Source organism: uncultured Corynebacterium sp., assembly GCF_946998835.1.
GTDB lineage: Bacteria > Actinomycetota > Actinomycetes > Mycobacteriales > Mycobacteriaceae > Corynebacterium.
The window spans coordinates 25,594-44,095 of sequence record NZ_CAMQAZ010000013.1; the positions used below are offsets into that span (position 1 = coordinate 25,594).

Below are 18,502 nucleotides of genomic sequence, written 5' to 3' on the forward strand. Positions count from 1 at the left end.
TAGAATCACTCTGACGTATCAGAACACAGTAGCGATTGGAGAAACGTGTCTGATAAAACCATCCGCGTGGCCGAATTGTTTGCCGGGGTAGGCGGCTTTCGCCTTGGATTAGATGGCTACCATAATCAAAGCAACGGCATAGATCCACTACCGGCGGCAGGACCATTTGAGACTGTGTGGGCTAACCAGTGGGAACCACCAGGGACACCAGCACGACAGTTTGCATGGCGCTGTTATGAAAACAGGTTCGGGGAAAATAGCTGTGTAAATGAGGACATCAACGTTGTCCTCGACAAGGCCGAAGCTGGAACATTTGAGATTCCCAAGGTCGACATGGTTGTGGGAGGCTTCCCGTGCCAGGATTACTCAGTTGCAAAACCGCTTTCTCAGGCTGGTGGAATCGAAGGCAAAAAAGGTGTTCTCTGGTGGGATATCTATCGGTTCCTTAAGCTGAAGAACCCCAAATATGTCTTGTTGGAAAACGTTGATCGGCTGCTGAAGAGCCCTGCTACTCAGCGGGGTCGTGATTTTGCAATTATGTTGTCATGCTTCGGGGACCTCGGCTACTCCGTCGAGTGGCGAGTGATTAATAGCGCTGAATATGGTTTTCCGCAGCGACGTAAGCGCGTCTACATTTATGCGGTCAAGAATCCCGGTACCTGGGACTTAGAACAGCGCGCTAAGGATGGCGTGATGGCAGCTGCTCTGCCGATTGAGGAACCTCTGCGCTTCACGGAAGTTGCAATCCCAGAAGATCCGTATGAAGCGACAAAGACATTCTCGCTGGGCGCAAAAAAGTCTCCGTTTGAAACCGGGGGTGTAATGCAGAACTTCAAGGCACTGACATTTTCCGTGGTCGAGTCCTATGATGGGCCTCGAAAAGTTCTTGGGGACATCCTCGTTGACGAATCTACTGTCCCAGATTCGTTCGTCATTCACGCGGATGAAGTTCACAAGTGGGAGTATCTAAAGGGCTCAAAGCGCGAAGAACGAGTCAACAAGAAGACTGGCTTCACGTATTTATACAGTGAGGGAAGCATGTCTTTCCCTGATTCGACTGAAAAGCCCTCTCGGACCATTTTGACTGGTGAAGGCGGAAAATCAGCCTCCCGTTTCAAGCATGTGGTTAAGGTGGATGGAAGACTGCGCCGTCTAGTTCCAGATGAACTGGATGCATTGCAAGGGTTCCCTAAAGGATGGACGGACACTGGAATGACCGACGGCCACCGTGCATTTTGTATGGGTAATGCGCTTGTAGTTGGAATTCCTCATTTGATTGGCAAAGAGTTGGCCCGGCGAATTGAAAGTGAAACCGGCAACTGTGACTAAAGGGTTTTAGAAAGGACCGTTACCTTGTCAGCTTCCCGTTCGCGCGACCTGCTTCGTCGTAAAGCAAAGTGCGAATCCCAGCCAGACATCACGTCGGAGGTGGGAAGTAAACCACAAGGTTCGGGTCCTCAGCCGAGTGAATTAGACCGAACTAAACAACCGATTCCGCGAGAGATCTGGATTCTGGTCAGCGCCGCGTTCATCATTGCGCTGGGTTTCGGTTTGATTGCTCCGATTCTTCCGCAGTACGCGCGCAGCTTTGATGTGGGCGTGTTCGCGGCCAGCTTCGTGGTCAGTTCGTTCTCCATCTTCCGGCTGATTTTCGCGCCGGCGTCGGGCTCCCTGGTGGAAAAGCTCGGATACCGGCGCACGTACCTAACCGGCATCAGCATCGTCGCAATCTCGACTTTGCTCGTCGGTGTCGCGCAGACATATTGGCAACTGTTGGCGTTTCGTGCGCTCGGTGGAATCGGCTCGACGATGTTCACGGTTTCGGCAATGGGCTTGATTGTGCGGATTTCACCGCCGGAGATTCGCGGAAAAAGCTCGGCCGCTTATGGCACAGCCTTCCTGCTGGGCAATGTCTTTGGCCCCATCATTGGTGCTGCGATGGGTGCCTGGGGCATGCGGGTGCCGTTTTTCATTTACGGTGGTGCGCTGATTGTGGCAACGATTGTGGTTGGCACGTCGCTAAGCGCTGAGCATCTGCGCCACGTTGTGCCGAAACGCACGACTCCGGTACTGACGTTCTCCGAGGCAATCCGCGACTCGGCCTACCGAAGCGCACTTGTCGGAGCTTTCGCTAACGGCTGGTCAAACTTCGGTGTGCGCGTCGCAATCGTTCCGCTCTTCGCAGCGGCAACGTTCTCCCACGTTGGCGCCCCTGAACCGGGCAGCGACGGGGCAGTGGCCGCCACCGCAACAGCTGGTTTCGCGCTGACGGCCTTCGCGCTCGGCAACGTCACGGCACTGCAGTTTTCCGGCCGTCTCTCCGACCGTATTGGCCGTCGCCCGCTGCTCATCACTGGCCTATTCATCAACGGCGTCTTCACCGGCGCAATCGGATTCAGCAGCGGCGCCATTCCACTGCTGATTCTCTCAGTCTTCGCGGGCTTCGGAGCTGGCATGATTAACCCGTCGCAGCAGGCCGTGCTTGCCGACGTCATCGGCGCCAACCGTCAAGGCGGTAAGGTGCTCGCCAATTTCCAGATGGCTCAGGACTTCGGAGCTATCTCGGGCCCGCTGATTGTCGGTGCAATTGTGGATGCCGCCGGTTTCAAGGCAGGCTTCCTGGTTTGTGGTGTGATTTCGCTGGTCGCAATGGTGGGCTGGATCTTTGGCCGTGAGACGCTGCCAGCTCACTCCTCAAACCGTGAGGTCAAACAAAGCTAAGCGAAAGTTGCTTAAATCGAGGCGGTTTCCTCAACTGCCTTGCCTTCATCCAGCTTGCGGCAGATAGCCACATAAATAGCGCCAGTGATGTTGTGCACGACAGCGGCCACCGCACCCGGAAGCGCTGCCTCTGGAGAAAAGAACTTCGCCGCCATACCGGAGGACAGGCCCGCAGACTGCGTACCGACTTCCACGGCCACCGTGCGCTTGCCAGCAGTCGGCATACCCACCAGCTGACCGGCGAAGAATCCGAGCACATAACCCAGAATGTTGTGAATAATCACGGCCACAAACACAATCAGGCCAATGTGCGTCAGGCTCTCCGCATTCTTAGCCACGGCACCGAAAACTACGCCACCGATACCGAGGATGGAAATCCACGGCAGAATCGGCAAAATCTTATTAATAAACGAGTCGGCCACAAAGCGAATAACAAGGCCGCCGATCACAGGCAGAAGGACTGTCTGGCAGAGGCTCCATGCCATTCCAAGGCCGTCGACCTCCGTGTGCGCGTCGGCAAGCACGAGCATGAGAAACGGCGTCATAATCGGCGAGACCAGCGTCGACACGCTAGTCATGGCGACAGACAGTGCGACGTCGCCGCGCGCTAGATAGGCGATGACATTTGACGAGGTGCCGCCGGGAACGGAACCGAGCATCAGCAGGCCGACGGCGAGCGCCGGGTTGAGTCCGAGTGCTTTCGCCACGGCGATTGCCAGCAGCGGCATGATGACAAACTGTGCGATCACGCCAAACAGAATCGCCAGTGGGCGCTTAGCGACCTGCTTGAAATCCGGGATGGTCAAGGTGAGGCCCATCGCGAACATGATGATCATCAGAAAGTACGTGATGTAATCCGTCAGCGGCGTAAATGGGGCGGGGAAGAAGAATGCTAGCGCCGAACCCGCCAAGATAAAGCCCGGAAAACCGAGAACCTCAATCATTGCCGAGAGCTTCGACAGCTCGTCATTATTCTGCCCGTCATTCGCAGAAATCTCCTCGGGAGAATGTGGTTTTAGCGGGGACTGCAGGGGCGAAGACGGCTGCGGTTCTGGTGGGTTGTTATTACTGGACATTTTCTAGCGACCTTGGACTTATACGTTGCGTAATTGCAAAAATCCGCCAAATGGTGGGTGTTCCAAGGCGGAAAATAGGTGATATGTGTACAAACGTGTAAGGGAAATGTTAACTACCTCACCCCATACAATTGCAAAATAGATACCCCGAAGTGGGTGCGATTCGGTTGCTTGACGATGGCCCCAGTATTGTGACCTTGCTGACGGTAAATGGTTTTTTGACCGACGCTGGCGTAACCTGGACAGTCGGTGTGAAATCCTGACGACAATGTCGCAGAGAATCTGGCAGCGGTAAAAATTCGCTGGTGAAACGCTTGAAAGTGCATAGCGCATGATGGGCGCCCCTCCTTAGTAGTAAAAGCTGAAATGGGTTTTGGGGTGCGAATTTTCGAAGTATGTGCAAGAGAAGCGATGTCATCGCAATTCCGACGTGAGAGCACTGAAAACAAGAACGTAAATTGGGCGGGTCATGTATGTGCGACCCAACTGTGAGTAATTAACTGTTGAATATTGAGTGTGCGGGCGAGAAGGCCCAGGAAGAGCCCCAAATGGCTAATAATGAAATGAATGGCAGCGTCGAGGAAAACCGCGAGGATCAGCGCGAAAACCAGCGCGAAGACGCAATTGTGAAGGTCGAGAAGAACAAAGCCGACAACGACGAAGATACTGTCGGCTTCGATGAGCTTGAGCTGCCGGATGACATTGTCAATGCAGTTCGCAAGGTTGGGTTTGAGACTCCGTCCCCAATTCAGGCTGCAACTATCCCGACTCTGATGAGTGGCCGCGACGTTGTCGGCCTGGCTCAGACCGGTACCGGCAAGACCGCTGCGTTTGCGCTGCCGATTCTGGCTCGCATTGATCGCTCCGTCCGTGCGCCGCAGGCGCTGGTGCTCGCTCCGACTCGTGAGCTGGCGCTGCAGGTTGCGGACTCCTTCCAGTCTTTCGCTGATCACCTGGGCAAGATTCAGGTTTTGCCAATCTACGGTGGTCAGTCCTACGGAGTACAGCTGTCGGGTCTGCGCCGAGGCGCGCAGATTATCGTCGGCACGCCTGGTCGTGTTATCGACCACTTGGAGAAGGGCTCGCTGGACATCTCCGATCTGCGCTTCCTGGTGCTGGACGAAGCCGACGAGATGCTGCAGATGGGCTTCCAGGAGGATGTCGAGCGCATTCTTGCCGACACCCCGGATGACAAGCAGGTTGCGCTGTTCTCGGCCACCATGCCGGCTGCGATTCGTCGCCTGTCTAAGCAGTACCTGACGGAGCCGGAAGAGATTACCGTCAAGTCGCAGACTCGCACGGCGGACAACATTCGCCAGCGCTTCCTGATGGTCAGCCACCGCAACAAGCTGGACGCGCTGACTCGCATCCTCGAGGTCGAGGAATTCGAAGCGATGATCATGTTCGTGCGCACCAAGCATGAGACTGAGGAGCTCGCCGAGAAACTGCGTGCCCGTGGTTTCTCCGCTGCCGCAATCAACGGCGACATCCCGCAGACCCTGCGTGAGCGCACGATTGACCAGCTCAAGGACGGTCGTCTGGACATCCTGGTGGCAACGGACGTGGCTGCTCGTGGCCTGGATGTCGACCGCATTTCCCACGTGGTCAACTACGACATTCCGCACGACACCGAGTCCTACGTCCACCGCATCGGTCGTACCGGTCGTGCAGGTCGTTCCGGTGAGGCGCTGCTCTTTGTCACCCCGCGCGAGGGACGTCTGCTGCGCTCGATCGAGCGTGCGACCAAGTCCCAGCTGCACGAGATGAAGTTGCCGACCGTCGATGAGGTCAACGACTCCCGTAAGCAGAAGTTCGCCGATGACCTGACTGAGGCTCTTGCCGATTCGCAGGTTCCGGTCTTCCGCGAGCTCATCGAGGAGTACGCAGAAGAGCACGACACTCCGCTGGTCGATATTGCTGCTGCGATTGCTGCACAGGCACAGTCGGGCGACTTCCTGATGAAGGAGCCGCCGCGCGGCCGTCGTAATGATCGCGACCGTGATCGTTTCGACCGCGACCGCAACCGTGGCCGCGATGGTCGCTCCCGTGGTGAGCGCGGTCAGGGCAAGCGCGCTGACCTGGTCGACTTCGACCGCGAGGGCACCGCAACCTACCGCATCAGCGTCGGTCGTCGCCAGCATGTCCGCCCGGGTGCCATCGTCGGCGCAATCGCCAACGAGGGCGGCCTGTCCTCCAAGGACTTCGGCCACATCGACATCCGCGGCGATCACACTCTGGTCGAACTGCCGGCCAACCTTCCGCAGGAGGTCATCGACAATCTCTCCGACACCCGCATCTCCGGCCAGCTCATTGGGCTGACGCTTGACGACGGCACCTCGGTCGACGACAGCGATGACTACCGCGGTGGCCGTGGTGGATACCGTGGCGATCGTCGTGGTGGTGGCCGTGGTCGCGGAGGTTACCGTGGTGGCCGTGGCCGTGGCGACCGTGGTGATCGTCGTAGTGGCGGACGTGGCCGTGGTGGCTACCGTGGCAACTTCGATGACGGTGACGATTTCGGTGGCCGTGGCCGTGGTGGCTACCGTGGTGACCGTGATGACCGCCGCGGTGGTTACCGTGGCGGACGCCGCTAAACCTGCTAGGTGAGTGAGGTGGTCGTCGTCAGGCGACTACCGATTACCGCCCTTGGCGCGAACCTAAACACAGACCTCAATACAAAACTGGGGTTAATAGACAAAAGTGTGTCTGATTCTCAAGATGGTGCCTGGTCAGACCCTATAAATTGGGCTGCACATGTGAATACACATGTAAATACACACGTGAATACGGGCTGCAAATGTGAAACTGTGTGAGTTTATAGCACTTTCAGGCAATTTTTCTGGCCATTTTTGCTATAAGCGGGGTCAGTAATTCGCATTGGCCCACCGGCGCCAGCCATAAACGCGGTCACTAACTTGCCTTGGGCCTAAGTAGGTCTAAGTAGCAAATGGTGCCCACCCGGCGACACGTCGGGCTGACATACTTTTTGCTACTCAACCCAAAAACTGCCGGTGCGCATGTACTTCCAAACCCGATTAGTCGGGCCGAAACGTACAGGCGCACCGGCAGTTTTACTATGTCCGAGGCAGAGCGCTGAGGCGCAAGTCCTAAGCGCTAGCGCTCAATTCTTAGATGAAGAACATCAGGATGCCGGCGACAACCCACAGCAGGGAGAAGATGCCGGAGAACATGGCCAGCTGGCCCTTCTGCTTGTCCCAGTCCAGCTCCTCGGCCTTCTTGCGGCGCTCGATGAACTCCGGATCGTTTGCATCCTCATCTTCGTCAGCGATGCCGAGACCGGCCATCATCAGACGCTGGCGCGGGATGACCAGGAAGAACAGCAGCGCCCAGGCGATGATTGCCAGCAGAATTGCTGCGTGCATTGCGCCGGACTTCATGTAGGTGGACACATCGGTGAACATGACACCGAAGCCGAGCAGTGGCACGAGCAGCGACCACATGCCGTAGGTGCGCGAAATGGCGTGCATGGTGCGAGCGGCGCCGACCGTTCCAGCCTCTCCGCCGCGGGCTGCAAGCGCGAGCTTCGGGAACATCGAAATTGCGACAGTCACCGGCCCCAGCAGCAGAATTGCCGCCAGGACGTGAACCATAAGAACTACGTTTTGCACGTATTACCTTTCCACGACTGAAAAATGTAGGCCTCGCGTTTAAGCGAGGAATGGCCTGAAAATTTTCCTTGTTAAGACCAGTCCCTAACTTAACGTGCTCGCACTATTTTCTCTATTTCGCACCTTTTCCAGTGCGGATTCCACACGCCGTGGCCATCGCCTTCCAATCTGCCGAGGACACGGGCAGATTCCATTTAATGGCCACGGTCAAATACCGATGTGAATAGTCACACGCTTCCGCATCCTCGGGAAGCCATTCCGCCGGACTGGCATCGCCCTTATCCCGGTTGACCGCACTCCGCGTGGGCACGAGGTTGGTCTCCATATCGTTGCCGAATTCCCGACGCCGCTTAGTATCCCAGGCATAGGCTCCGAAATCCCACGCCGCCGCCAGTGGATAAATGTGGTCAATATCGACCTCATGCGCACCCACCGGATCACCCGTGTAAGGGTCGGGGATCTCGCGCGGGGAGCCGTCGTCAAGCGAACATGCAGAACCCCCGAACCACGCCGCCAGCACCTTGTGGCGCGTATTGCAGTCAGCAGAACCGTCCCACACTGAGAAGCGCTCGCGCTTGTAGCCGGTGACGGTAGGGCGGTCGGCTACGACGCGCACGGCACGCAATTGCTTGACGACGGCCTCCGCGCCCGGCCCAGCGGGGGAGGGTGGAACGAAAAGTCGCGTGACGGCAAAAGATGAGAGGAAGAGGGCGGCGAGGGTGGCAAATAAAAAAGGGCGCATACCTAATTGGGCGCGAAAAATACTTTTTCGGTTCCCTTTGAGGTATGCGCCGGGGCTAGCCTGCGGGGCTAGCGGAGGCGGAGCCTAGACCAAAGTCTTAGACCAGAGCCTGCTTGGCTGCGTGGTCGAACTCTTCCTTAATCTTCTCGCTCGGTTCCTTCGTAGCCAGCGTGACAATGATCATCACGACAGTTGCAGCGGCGAAGCCCGGGACAATCTCATAGAGAGTATCGCTGAGCGAGCTCATGCCCCATACGAAGGAGACAACCGCACCAGTGATCATGCCGGCTGCCGCACCTGGGGTGTTCAGACGCGACCAGTAGAGCGAAGCCAGCAGAACCGGGCCGAATGCCGAGCCGAAGCCAGCCCACGCGAAGCCAACCAGATCCAGAATGGAGCTGTTCGGGTTAGCCGCGATGATTGCGGCGATGACGGCGATTAGTGCGACAGCGACGCGGGAGAGAGTCATGTAGGTCTTCGGACGCAGCGACTTGTTGACCGTTGCCTTGAACAAGTCCTCAATCAGCGCGGAGGAAGACACCAGCAGCTGCGAAGAAATGGTGGACATAATTGCGGCCAGCACCGCAGTCAGAATCAGACCTGCGATCAGCGGGTGGAACAGGATGCGGGTCATGTCCAGGAAGATGGTCTCGTAAGAAGATGCATCCGTGACCGAAGCATCCGGGTTCGTAGCGAAAAAGACAGTTGCAGTCAGCGCCACGAGGACCGAGCCGAGCATGCACAATGCCTGCCAGCCAACGCCCCAGCGACGACCCTCGGTTGCGTCCTTTGCGCTACGCAGAGCCATAAAGCGAACGATGATGTGCGGCTGGCCGAAGTAGCCCAGACCCCAACCGAGCAGACCGATAATCGTGATGAACGGAATGCCAGCGAACGGATCGAAGAAGGTCTCGACCGGCTGTCCCTCGCTGCCCGGGTAGGGGTTGTTAGCAGCAAAGCTGAAGATGTCCGAGAAGGAATTGCCATTGTTGACCAGGTAGATGATGCCGACAGTCGGAACCGTCAGCAGCGCGATGAACATAATGACGCCCTGTACAGTGTCCGTGTAGGACACAGCCAGGAAGCCACCGAACAGGGTGTATGCGACAGTGATAGCCGCAACCAACAGCATGCCGACAAGGTAGTTGCCACCGAACGTCGACTCCCAGTAGCGGCCACCTGCGACCATGCCCGAGGAGACGTAGAAGGTGAAGAACAGCAAAATAATCAGGCCTGCGGCAACGCGCAGCACCTTCGACGTATCGTGCAGACGATTCTCCAAGAACGACGGCACGGTAATCGAGTTACGAGCAATCTTGGTGTAACTACGCAGGCGTGGTGCGGTGAACTTCCAGTTCAGCCATGCGCCTGCGACCAGGCCGATTGCGATCCACGTCTGATTTAGACCGGAAAGGTAAATCGCGCCGGGAAGACCCATCAGCAGCCAGCCGGACATGTCCGATGCGCCCGCCGATAGTGCCGCGACGAACGGATGCAGGCCACGACCACCAATCATGTATTCGTCATACTCTGCGGTCTTTTTCCATCCGGTCCAGCCGATGTAGACCATCAACAGCAGATAAATGACTAGTGCGATGATGAACCATGTGTGTTGGTCCACAGGTCAACTCCTCATTATTTATTAGGCGTACAGTCGGACTCGCACACTGTCCCAGCACGTCAGAAAACGCTTCCGACGGCGTATCACTCAATTTCCCTTGCCAGCATTTGCTTGGCGACGTTCACAGCGCTTTAACACTATCGAGCCATATTGGGCCATAAAGCGGCCGACAGAAATGGCGGCAGCTGTGAGTCGAACTGTGACAGGACTATTGCGCGAGTCACACATTTTTAATTCTTGTAGCCCATACGACGTTTGCATGTGACGCGCTGCATTGCAAGATAAGACGCGACGAAAAATGTCGTAAAAATCGGTTAAGACGGATAATTTACCTGGAAAAAGGGGTATTTGAGTAGGAGTGAAGTATTTTTACCAAAAACGGAATTCGAACAGGCGTGCTAATCTAGTGGTGTGGTGAAAAGCCTACTCCGGGGTGCGTGGCACAATCTTCTGTGAAGAAAAATCCGGTGGCGAAGCCGCCAGATGTTTGGACAGTGATGGCCGAAAAAGATGACCGAGTAGAAGTTGACTGAGTAAAAGGATGACTGAGCAAGCAGTGGGGAGGAAGTAATGGGCGAAGTTGCAAAGTCGACGGTGCCGTTGCTACTGCACGCGGTCTGGAAGGACGATTCGGGTCTTCACCTGTGGGTAGAGCGCCCAGAGGGGCACCGGATTGTTTCGGATGTGGATTTGCTGGAGGTTCCGGCTCATCAACGCCGACTCTTCGCGGTTCTGGGGCAGGGGCATCGAGCACAACTGACGTTAAAGTTGCGCACCCCGAAGGGGCGGGAGGTAGAGAAAGTTGTCCCCACGTGGGTGTTTCCGCCGTGGTCTGCTGTGTCGGTGCTGGTGCAGTTACAGGAGGATGTCTCTTCCGCGGCCATGGCCCCGGATCTTCGGTTTTTTGTAGATGTCGTGCAGGGGCTAGATGCTTTCGCCCGGTCGGGCCGGGCTTTGGTGGCACTGGCATGGGAAGACAACGAGTGGTGGCCGACGTGGCGGATGTCGGAGGGGATTAGTGAGATTGCCTGGCAAAGCCAGGTCATCTCCCGCACCCCACCGGTGTTGATAGATAACGGAGGTGCCACGGTGGCTGAAGACTTCATCAATCGGATGTTCCATTGGGTCACTAACGCACTTCTGGCGGATCTGGATGAACCGGCGGAACAGCGGCAGAGTTTTGTGCGGTCGTTGTTACAGTCCGAGTCACTTGGGCGGGCGACACCGGGAGTGGCGCAGTCGCTGGCAAAGTGGAGGCTGTCAGCCGATGGCGAGAATGTTCGTCTGCAGCTAATGGTGCAGGAACCGGTTGGATTTGAGGGCCAACTGGAAGACTTGCCCGATGTGGATCTTCCACAACTGTTGGAGTTGCGCGACCGGGCGGATGCAGAAGGCGGCTCTGTGACCCGCTTTGACCCGCGTGCGGCCGCGGTGGAGCACGAGACTCTGTGGCCATTGCGGATGTACTACCGCATTGGCGTGGCAGCTCCAGAGCGGCTGAATCCTGAGATGTGCCGTCGGTCGGTGCTGTCGCTGCTTCGGCCCCAACTATTAGCAGCCCAAGAGGCGTTCCCAACACTGAAAAATGCGAAAGCCGCAGGGCATCCGGGCCTGGATTTGTTGCTGACATCGGAGCAACTTATCGAGCTGATGACTAGCGGAATCTCTCGGTTGGCAAAGGTCGATATCGATGTGATGCTGCCGCCAAACTGGAAGTCGGTGGAGACGACGCTGCAGTTGCATACGGAAGTCCCGCAGCTTGATCCGACGGGGCCGGCAGGCCGCCGTTCGGAACCGAAGCTCGGATTTGACCAGCTGGTTGATTACGAGTGGAAGCTGGCTGTGGGGGACACGGTGCTGACGGAAGCGGAAATGAGGGAGCTCGCTGCATCGAGTACCGGCCTTGTCCATCTTCGTGATCACTGGGTTCACGCGAACCCGGAGGTAGCCAGAGAAGCCCTGAAGTTCTTGGTGGAACAGACCAAGGCTGGAGAAGAAACCGGTAAGGGGCAAGCCACTCTGAAAGAGCTGGTATTTGACGGCGGTCTGGAGGCGAAAACTCCGGCACCGGTGCCGGTAGCACCCAGGGATCCCTCGTGGCTAAAGGCTCTGGTGTTGAAGTACTCCGACGGTTCCACACCCTCCTCGGGGGCAGTCGAGGTGCCATCGAGTTTTACTGGTGAGCTGCGGGAGTATCAGCAGCGCGGTGTGGAGTGGTTGGCGGATATGTCTAACCGCGGCTTCGGTGTCATCCTCGCTGATGACATGGGGCTTGGTAAGACGGTGCAGATTTTGGCGCTGCTGGAGTACGAACGCTGCCGTCGTCAAGCGGATGCTGTGAATCAAGAGCACAAAACATCGCTTCTGGTAGTTCCGACAGGCGTGCTGCGCAACTGGGCCGCCGAAGCTAAAAAGTTCACGCCAGAGCTCAAGGTCGGGCTGTTGCATGGTTCAAATCGGCCACAGGGGGAAGAACTACAGGATTTCATTGCGGACCACGATGTGGTTGTGACGACCTACGGTGTCGCGACTCGCGATGTGAATGAACTGGTCCAAGTGAAATGGGACCACGTGATTGCTGATGAAGCACAGGCGATTAAAAACCCCAACGCGCAGGTATCGAGGGCGCTGCGTAGTTTACGTTCGAGGCACAACATTGCCATGACCGGTACTCCCGTGGAAAATGACCTAGGCGAATTGCGTACCATCATGGATTTTTGTAATCCCGGTATGCTCGGCTCGGCGAATGCATTCCGCAACAAGTTCGCGATTCCAATTGAGCGCGATGGAAACGCGGAAATGCTGCTGCAACTGCAGTCGATTACAGCGCCTTTTATCCTGCGCAGGCTCAAGTCTGACCCCGCTATTGCCCCAGACCTGCCCAAGAAGAACGAGCAGGTGGAGATGGTTCCACTCACTGCGGAGCAAGCGTTCTTGTACCAAGAGGCAGTGAAGGATCTCGAAGACAAGCTCAAGCGCTCGAAGCGGAATCGCTCTGGCAATTTCGGTCGAAAGAGCATCATCCTGGGCGGAATCATGAAGTTGAAGCAAATCTGCAACCACCCAGCGCATTACCAGCATGATGGCTCCGGGCTGCTCAATCATGGGCAGCATCGCTCAGGAAAGGTCGCGCGGCTGGAAGAGCTCGTAGATGAGATTGTCCAAAACGGTGAACGTGCGCTGGTATTCACCCAGTTTGTGGAGTTCGGCAAGATGCTTGCTCCCCATTTCAGTAAGCGACTGGGCGTAGACATTCCGTTTATTCAAGGCTCGATGACCCCGGCACAGCGTGAAAAAGTGGTGGCAGAATTCAATGCTCCGGATGGGCCACCAATTATTTTGCTGTCGACCCTAGCTGCGGGTGTTGGTATTAACCTGGTGGCCGCCAACCATGTCATTCACATCGACAGATGGTGGAATCCAGCGGTGGAGAATCAAGCGACGGACCGTTCCTACCGCATAGGTCAGCGTAAAGATGTGCACGTGCACAAGCTGGTTAGCGTGGGAACTCTCGAAGAACGCATCGACGAGCTGATTTTTGAAAAGGCAGAATTGGCCGATGCGGTGGTGCGCGCTGGTGAAACCAAGTTGACGGAGATGGACTTTCACCGATTGCGTTCGCTATGGCAATTGGACAAGGACAAGATTCAGTCGTTGCGCAGTTCAATGAAGGATTCGACGGATGGGGCTTTGACCGGACGTGGTTCCGCTGGTGCAAGCGAGCGGGATTCCGCTTCCTCGGATGCCACGACTTCGGATTCTGCTCCAATCCCAAATAATGTGACCCCGTTTCGAGCCCAGAAGAGGTGGTACTAATGGCCGGCGATGGAGATGTGAAATGGGGCGACAATGTCATCTTTGCCGAGTTCGGTAAGGGCCCCTCGGGAAAACGCGGTCGCAAAAGGTCTACGAGACGAAGCGCGCCGGCAACTAGCTCGACGATAGAAAAGCTGCTGGCCACCCAGGACTGGGCAGGTGCATTTACCGGGCAACAGCGACGTGGAACCGCGGCGCGAGTGGCGGTCGAGCCACGGACAACCTTTGCTCGGTGGGTGTGGGAGTTCATCATCCGCGGCGCTGATTCGGGCCGTGTCCACAGAGGTGAGAAGTACAGGTTTGACGGCAATGTGCTTGGGCTTCGAATCGCCGATGGCTACATCATCGGCGAAGTCCAAGGTAGCCAACCGGAACCTTTTTCAGTCTTCATCCGATTCCCACGACGAGAACAGAAACAAATTGACGACGTACTGAGGTGGTTGGTAAGCAATCCTTCGGCGTTTACGGAGTTTGAACGCGGCGAGTTGCCGTATGAACAAATGGAAATGCTTCTGTGCGATGGCGAAGAGCACATTTACAGCGAATGCACCTGCCCGGATCCGGCGCCCGTGTGTAAGCACATCGTCGCAGTGGGAGCTCAACTTGTCGCTGATATCGACCGCAACCCGCTGTCACTGATGCAACTGCGCGATTATCCCCAGCGGGAATTACAGCGGCGACTGCAGGAACTAACGCTGCTGCAAAAGCGAACTGCACCGAAGCGACTCGGCCTCGGTGGTGCTGTTCGCGAGAATCCCAATCAATCTAAGCAGCAGTCGGATGATGACAGTGGAGCACATGGCGGTGACAACAATCAGCAAAAGGCTACCGAGCTCTTCGCTGTCGAGACCGATTATTGGGGCAATGACCTGGAACGGGTCAGTGTTCCATCACTTGAGATTATTGACCCGTTAGCAGTTACCGACCGCAGCTTGCTGCATGAAGCATTGCAGCCAACCTGCGTAATTTCGAGAGAAACCATTCGTGCAGTCGCCGATTTGGAAGACTGTTGGCAGCATCTGCAGGAATCACTGAGCCTGGGACAAAAGGAGCGCTAATCATGAAATTCATTCACACCTCAGATTGGCAATTGGGAATGACGCGGTGGTTCCTCGAACTCGATGGAGGCGAAGCTCAAGCACGGTTCCACGAAAGCCGCCTGAGTGCCATCGACCGCATCGGAGAGTTGGCGACGAGAGAAGGCGCAGAGTTCATCGTTGTCGCCGGTGACGTGTTTGATTCCAATACACTGCCGGACAAGGTGTTCTTGCGGGCCCTCGACCGAATCGCCAAACTACCGGTGCCGGTATACCTCCTACCGGGAAACCATGATGCACTTGACGCTTCTTCCATATATCGACGTAGCGCCTTCGAATCCCTGGAAGACCAAGGAGTCTTCGTGATACGCGACAGCAATCCCATCACCATCCGGGACGCGGTGGAACTCATTGGTGTGCCAGTACGCGGGAAATATTCGGCGGACGACGTAGTGGCGGAGTTGGCCATGGAGCTTGAACCAACTGATGGGATTCGAGTAATGGTCGCGCATGGGCAAGTGGAGGGATTTGGCGCTGATGCCGGTGCCACTATTGACCTGACGAGTTTGGAACAGGCGATTGAGCGCGAAGCGTTGCACTACGTTGCATTGGGGGATTCGCACTCTACGAGCCAGCTGGACCATGCTGGCAGAGTTTATTTTTCCGGTGCACATGAGACCACGGCGTATGACGACAAAGAGAGAGATTCTGGCAATGCGCTAGTCGTCGACATCGCAGAAGGCGGTGCCGAAAAGGGGGCAGTCACCGTTACCTCCCACCGAGTTGGGCAGTGGGCTTTTCACTCGATCGACATGGATATCACTGACGCAGAAGAGCTCGACGAATTCTTTGCTGAACTTGACGGTATTGAGGCGAAGACGGACACGGCGGTGAAGTATTCACTGCGAGGAACCGTGACACTGTCGGAGTCAACGGCCTTTGAAAACCGATTAGAGCAATATCAACAGCTTTTCGCCGCTCTTTACAGGCGGCAGAGTGGCTCAGATTTGACAGTGGTTCCCTCCGAGGGAGATATCTCTAACCTCAATCTCACCGGATATCCGCTGGCAGCTGCAGAAAAGCTGACAGAACTCAGCCAAGGGCGAACCGAGACCGGTAGCCCACTATCAGAAGCAGAAACCACCGCAGCAGCCGATGCGCTTCGCTTGCTGGCCCGTCTGGCAGGAGAGAAGGAATAAAGCATGCGTTTCCACGACATCGAATTACACAATGTACGTGCGATTGATTCGCTCTCAATCACCGGGCTCGCCGAGCGCGGCGTGGTAGTGATTTCCGGTGAAAATGAGTCGGGCAAGACCACTATCGCGAAGGCCATTCATGTTGCGTTGACGACAAAATGGAAGTCCCGCTCCAGCGAGGCACTCAGCCTAAACAGCCACTTCAGCCAGGAAAAGCCTCAAGTCAAGCTGAGGATGGAGCTTGACGGCTACGAATTTACTCTGAACAAAGTCTTCGGAAACACCAAAGACACTGGCACAATTGTGACCGTCCATTCGCCGACGTCCGTGGTTCTCAAAGACGATCAGGCGGAAGAGTGGCTGGCCGCCCGAATGAATAATGCGGACACCAAAAACCTGTGGCAGGTCTTCGTTGCCGAGCAAGGACAGGCGCAAAAGACCCTGTCCTTGGGAGGCTATGCGCAGGTTACTAGTGCACTGCAATCTGCCTCTGGGCAGCGCGCAGAAACCGCAGAGGAAGTCGGTCTTTTCGAAGCTATTGAAGCTGAGTACGGCAAATATTTCCAAAAAAATGGCAAGGAAAGAAAGCAGCTTACCGACGTAGACAAGGAGCTAAAAGAAGCCCAGCACGTGCGTGACGAAGCTGTGAAGAAGGTTCGAGAATTCGAAGCGCTCAACGAGGAAGCTGCTCGTAATGAAGAAAGTCAGCACACTCAGCGGGCATTGCTGCCAGAGGCCAAGGCGGAGGTCGAGCACTGGGGCCAGGCGCTAGAAGAGCTCGAGAAGTTTAGGGTTGCGGTGTCCCAGGCGCAAGAGGTCTCTGCAGCGGCAAAGCAGCAGCTGGACTTAGCGAAGCAAGCGCAGCAAGAGCGGGAGACCCTTATTCAGCAGGCCCAGGATGCCACGGACGAGCACTCCGCTGCAGAGAAGAAAGTCGCTGAACTCAAAGAAGCTTTTGATAAGGAGGTCACCGCTTTAAAGAAGGCGCAGGAAGAACGCGATGCGGTAGTGGTCTCCTACCGCGAGGCTCGGAAGTCGGAAGAGCTGGCTGCCGCTGAAGTCACGCTGGGGGAGAAGCGGAGCTTGGTTGAAACGCTGACGAAGCGAGTGGAGAAGCTCGATGAACTTCGTGCGCAACTGGCGCAGCACAAGGACGTTATCGCTCGGCACGCCGTTACCGATGATGTAATGGAAAAGCTGTTGGCCTGTGAGCGCGAGGTCGCAACAGCCACTGCGGTGTTGGAAGCGTCAAGCCCGAGCGTGGAGCTTTCGGCTAGCAGCGCGCAAGAGATTGCGGTCGATGGCGAGAAAATGGAGCTAACGCCTGGGGCTGAGACGATTCAGCGTGCGGTCACGAAACCGCTGGCTATTGAAGTGGGCCACGTGACGGTTGCTATCCAACCCGGCGACGGATCCGATTCTCAGCAACGGAAGTTAGAAAAAGCTGAGACATCGCTCAAGGAACAGCTGGAGGCGGCAGGCGCTGACTCCGTCGCAGAAGCGCAAAAGGCCCTTACACTGCGTCGTGAAGCGGAGAAAGCGAAATTCCAGGTGGAGACATCCATTACAGCGGTGTCCGACGGGGCCCAGTATCACCAGCTCACAGCCGAGTTAGATGATGTAGCCGAACAAGCGCGCGTACACAGCGAGCGGTACCGAAAGCTCGCGGGCGAGGAGGCGCCGGCGGAGATTGATTTGGCATCGGCAAGGACGCGGTTGGAGGAAGCTGCCGCGCAGCGTAGAGATGCCGAATCTGAGCGCGACAATGCTGATATGCGCCTATCGAAGCTGGAAAAGCGCCCTGCACACGCTAACTATACGAAGGCCAGCAGCGAGCTGGAAGGGTTTCGATCCGTTCTGAAAGTGCGGGAAGATTCGCTTACTACAGCGCGAGAAAAAGCCTCGGATGCTGAGATTTTTGCTGCGGTCGAGAACCGTGCCAAGGATTTCCAGGCAGCGGAAGAGAAGCTCACTGCGGCACAGAAGGAGTTGGAACAGCGGGACGCAGACGATGTGGAAGCATCGTTGGCGGGTGCTAAGCAACGAAGGGACGCTGTCGAGAATCGACTGAGTGAGCTGGAAAGCCGTCGGCAGGAAATTCGTGTGCACTTGGATTACTTCGATAGCGCGAATGAAAAGCTGGCAGCCGCGGAAGGCGCGGTGGAGCGGATACAGCGAGATCTCGATTCGGTTCGTCGACGTGCGGCCGCTGCTAAAACCCTGGTGGAAGTAATGACGCAGGCGCGTGCGGCATCGCGCAATGCACTGGCTGAACCGCTGCTTCGTAAACTTGAAGAGTACGGCGGTGGCGTGTTCGGCGCAGGAACCCAGTTCACGATGAACGAGGACCTGCAGATTGAGTCACGGTCCAATGCTGACGGCAAGTTCGACGTCGATGAGCTGTCTGGTGGAGCGCAGGAACAATTGGACATTCTGCTGCGCATGGCCGTGGCCGGTGTCATGGAAGGCGGACAAGGCGCTCCTGTGATTATCGATGACGCACTAGGTTACTCAGACGAACACCGCTTGCGGCGAATGAACAATGCCCTCGCCAAAGCTGGGCGGGATATGCAGGTGCTAGTCCTGACATGTGACGAAGCGCGCTTCGATCGCGTGACAGGAGCGGAATTTATGAAAATTCAGGATTTGGTTTCAAGATAG

At 56.4% G+C, this 18,502-nt stretch carries 11 protein-coding genes; 7 read left to right on the plus strand and 4 right to left on the minus strand.

All coding sequences use genetic code 11. The annotated features are described in order from the left end of the window. Positions 1-45 precede the first annotated feature (45 nt). Positions 46-1,329, plus strand: a complete 1,284-nt coding sequence (gene dcm, locus Q0U90_RS05990) for a DNA (cytosine-5-)-methyltransferase (protein WP_297452543.1) — start codon at positions 46-48, stop codon at positions 1,327-1,329. Between the two features lie 24 nt (positions 1,330-1,353). Further along, positions 1,354-2,721 carry an MFS transporter gene (locus Q0U90_RS05995; protein WP_297452544.1) on the plus strand — a complete coding sequence of 456 codons (1,368 nt, stop codon included), beginning with the start codon at positions 1,354-1,356 and terminating at the stop codon, positions 2,719-2,721. 11 nt (positions 2,722-2,732) lie between these two features. Here the strand turns inward: Q0U90_RS05995 and Q0U90_RS06000 are convergent, their stop codons facing one another. After that, entirely contained in the window at positions 2,733-3,665 is a 933-nt protein-coding gene (locus Q0U90_RS06000; protein WP_297452609.1) for a bile acid:sodium symporter family protein, read from the minus strand. A 680-nt stretch (positions 3,666-4,345) separates the two neighbouring features. Between Q0U90_RS06000 and Q0U90_RS06005 the strand changes: the two genes are divergently transcribed. After that, positions 4,346-6,391, plus strand: coding sequence for a DEAD/DEAH box helicase (locus tag Q0U90_RS06005; RefSeq protein ID WP_366516636.1), 2,046 nt, complete (start codon positions 4,346-4,348; stop codon positions 6,389-6,391). Between the two features lie 534 nt (positions 6,392-6,925). Here Q0U90_RS06005 and Q0U90_RS06010 read toward each other — a convergent pair. The 3 genes from Q0U90_RS06010 to putP all read right to left on the minus strand — a co-directional run bounded on the left by Q0U90_RS06010 (position 6,926) and on the right by putP (position 9,789). Then, positions 6,926-7,426 carry a DUF2269 domain-containing protein gene (locus tag Q0U90_RS06010; protein ID WP_297452546.1) on the minus strand — a complete coding sequence of 167 codons (501 nt, stop codon included), beginning with the start codon at positions 7,424-7,426 and terminating at the stop codon, positions 6,926-6,928. 112 nt (positions 7,427-7,538) lie between these two features. Continuing rightward, positions 7,539-8,168: an HNH endonuclease family protein gene (locus Q0U90_RS06015; protein WP_297452547.1), complete on the minus strand. Its 630-nt coding sequence runs from the start codon at positions 8,166-8,168 to the stop codon at positions 7,539-7,541. Positions 8,169-8,265: 97 nt separating this feature from the next. Continuing rightward, complete coding sequence (putP, locus tag Q0U90_RS06020) at positions 8,266-9,789, minus strand: sodium/proline symporter PutP (RefSeq protein ID WP_297452549.1); 1,524 nt, start codon at positions 9,787-9,789, stop codon at positions 8,266-8,268. 570 nt (positions 9,790-10,359) lie between these two features. Here putP and Q0U90_RS06025 point away from each other — a divergent pair. Genes Q0U90_RS06025 through Q0U90_RS06040 form a run of 4 tightly spaced genes read left to right on the plus strand, consistent with a single transcriptional unit; the run spans position 10,360 to position 18,502 of the window. Next, positions 10,360-13,605, plus strand: coding sequence for a DEAD/DEAH box helicase (locus Q0U90_RS06025; protein ID WP_297452551.1), 3,246 nt, complete (start codon positions 10,360-10,362; stop codon positions 13,603-13,605). Beyond that, positions 13,605-14,663 (plus strand): hypothetical protein, encoded by a 1,059-nt coding sequence (locus Q0U90_RS06030; protein WP_297452553.1) that lies wholly within the window; start codon positions 13,605-13,607, stop codon positions 14,661-14,663. Before Q0U90_RS06025 ends, Q0U90_RS06030 begins: the two co-directional genes overlap by 1 nt. 2 nt (positions 14,664-14,665) lie before the next feature. Further along, positions 14,666-15,841 (plus strand): metallophosphoesterase, encoded by a 1,176-nt coding sequence (locus Q0U90_RS06035; RefSeq protein WP_297452555.1) that lies wholly within the window; start codon positions 14,666-14,668, stop codon positions 15,839-15,841. 3 nt (positions 15,842-15,844) lie between these two features. Continuing rightward, entirely contained in the window at positions 15,845-18,502 is a 2,658-nt protein-coding gene (locus tag Q0U90_RS06040) for an AAA family ATPase (RefSeq protein ID WP_297452556.1), read from the plus strand.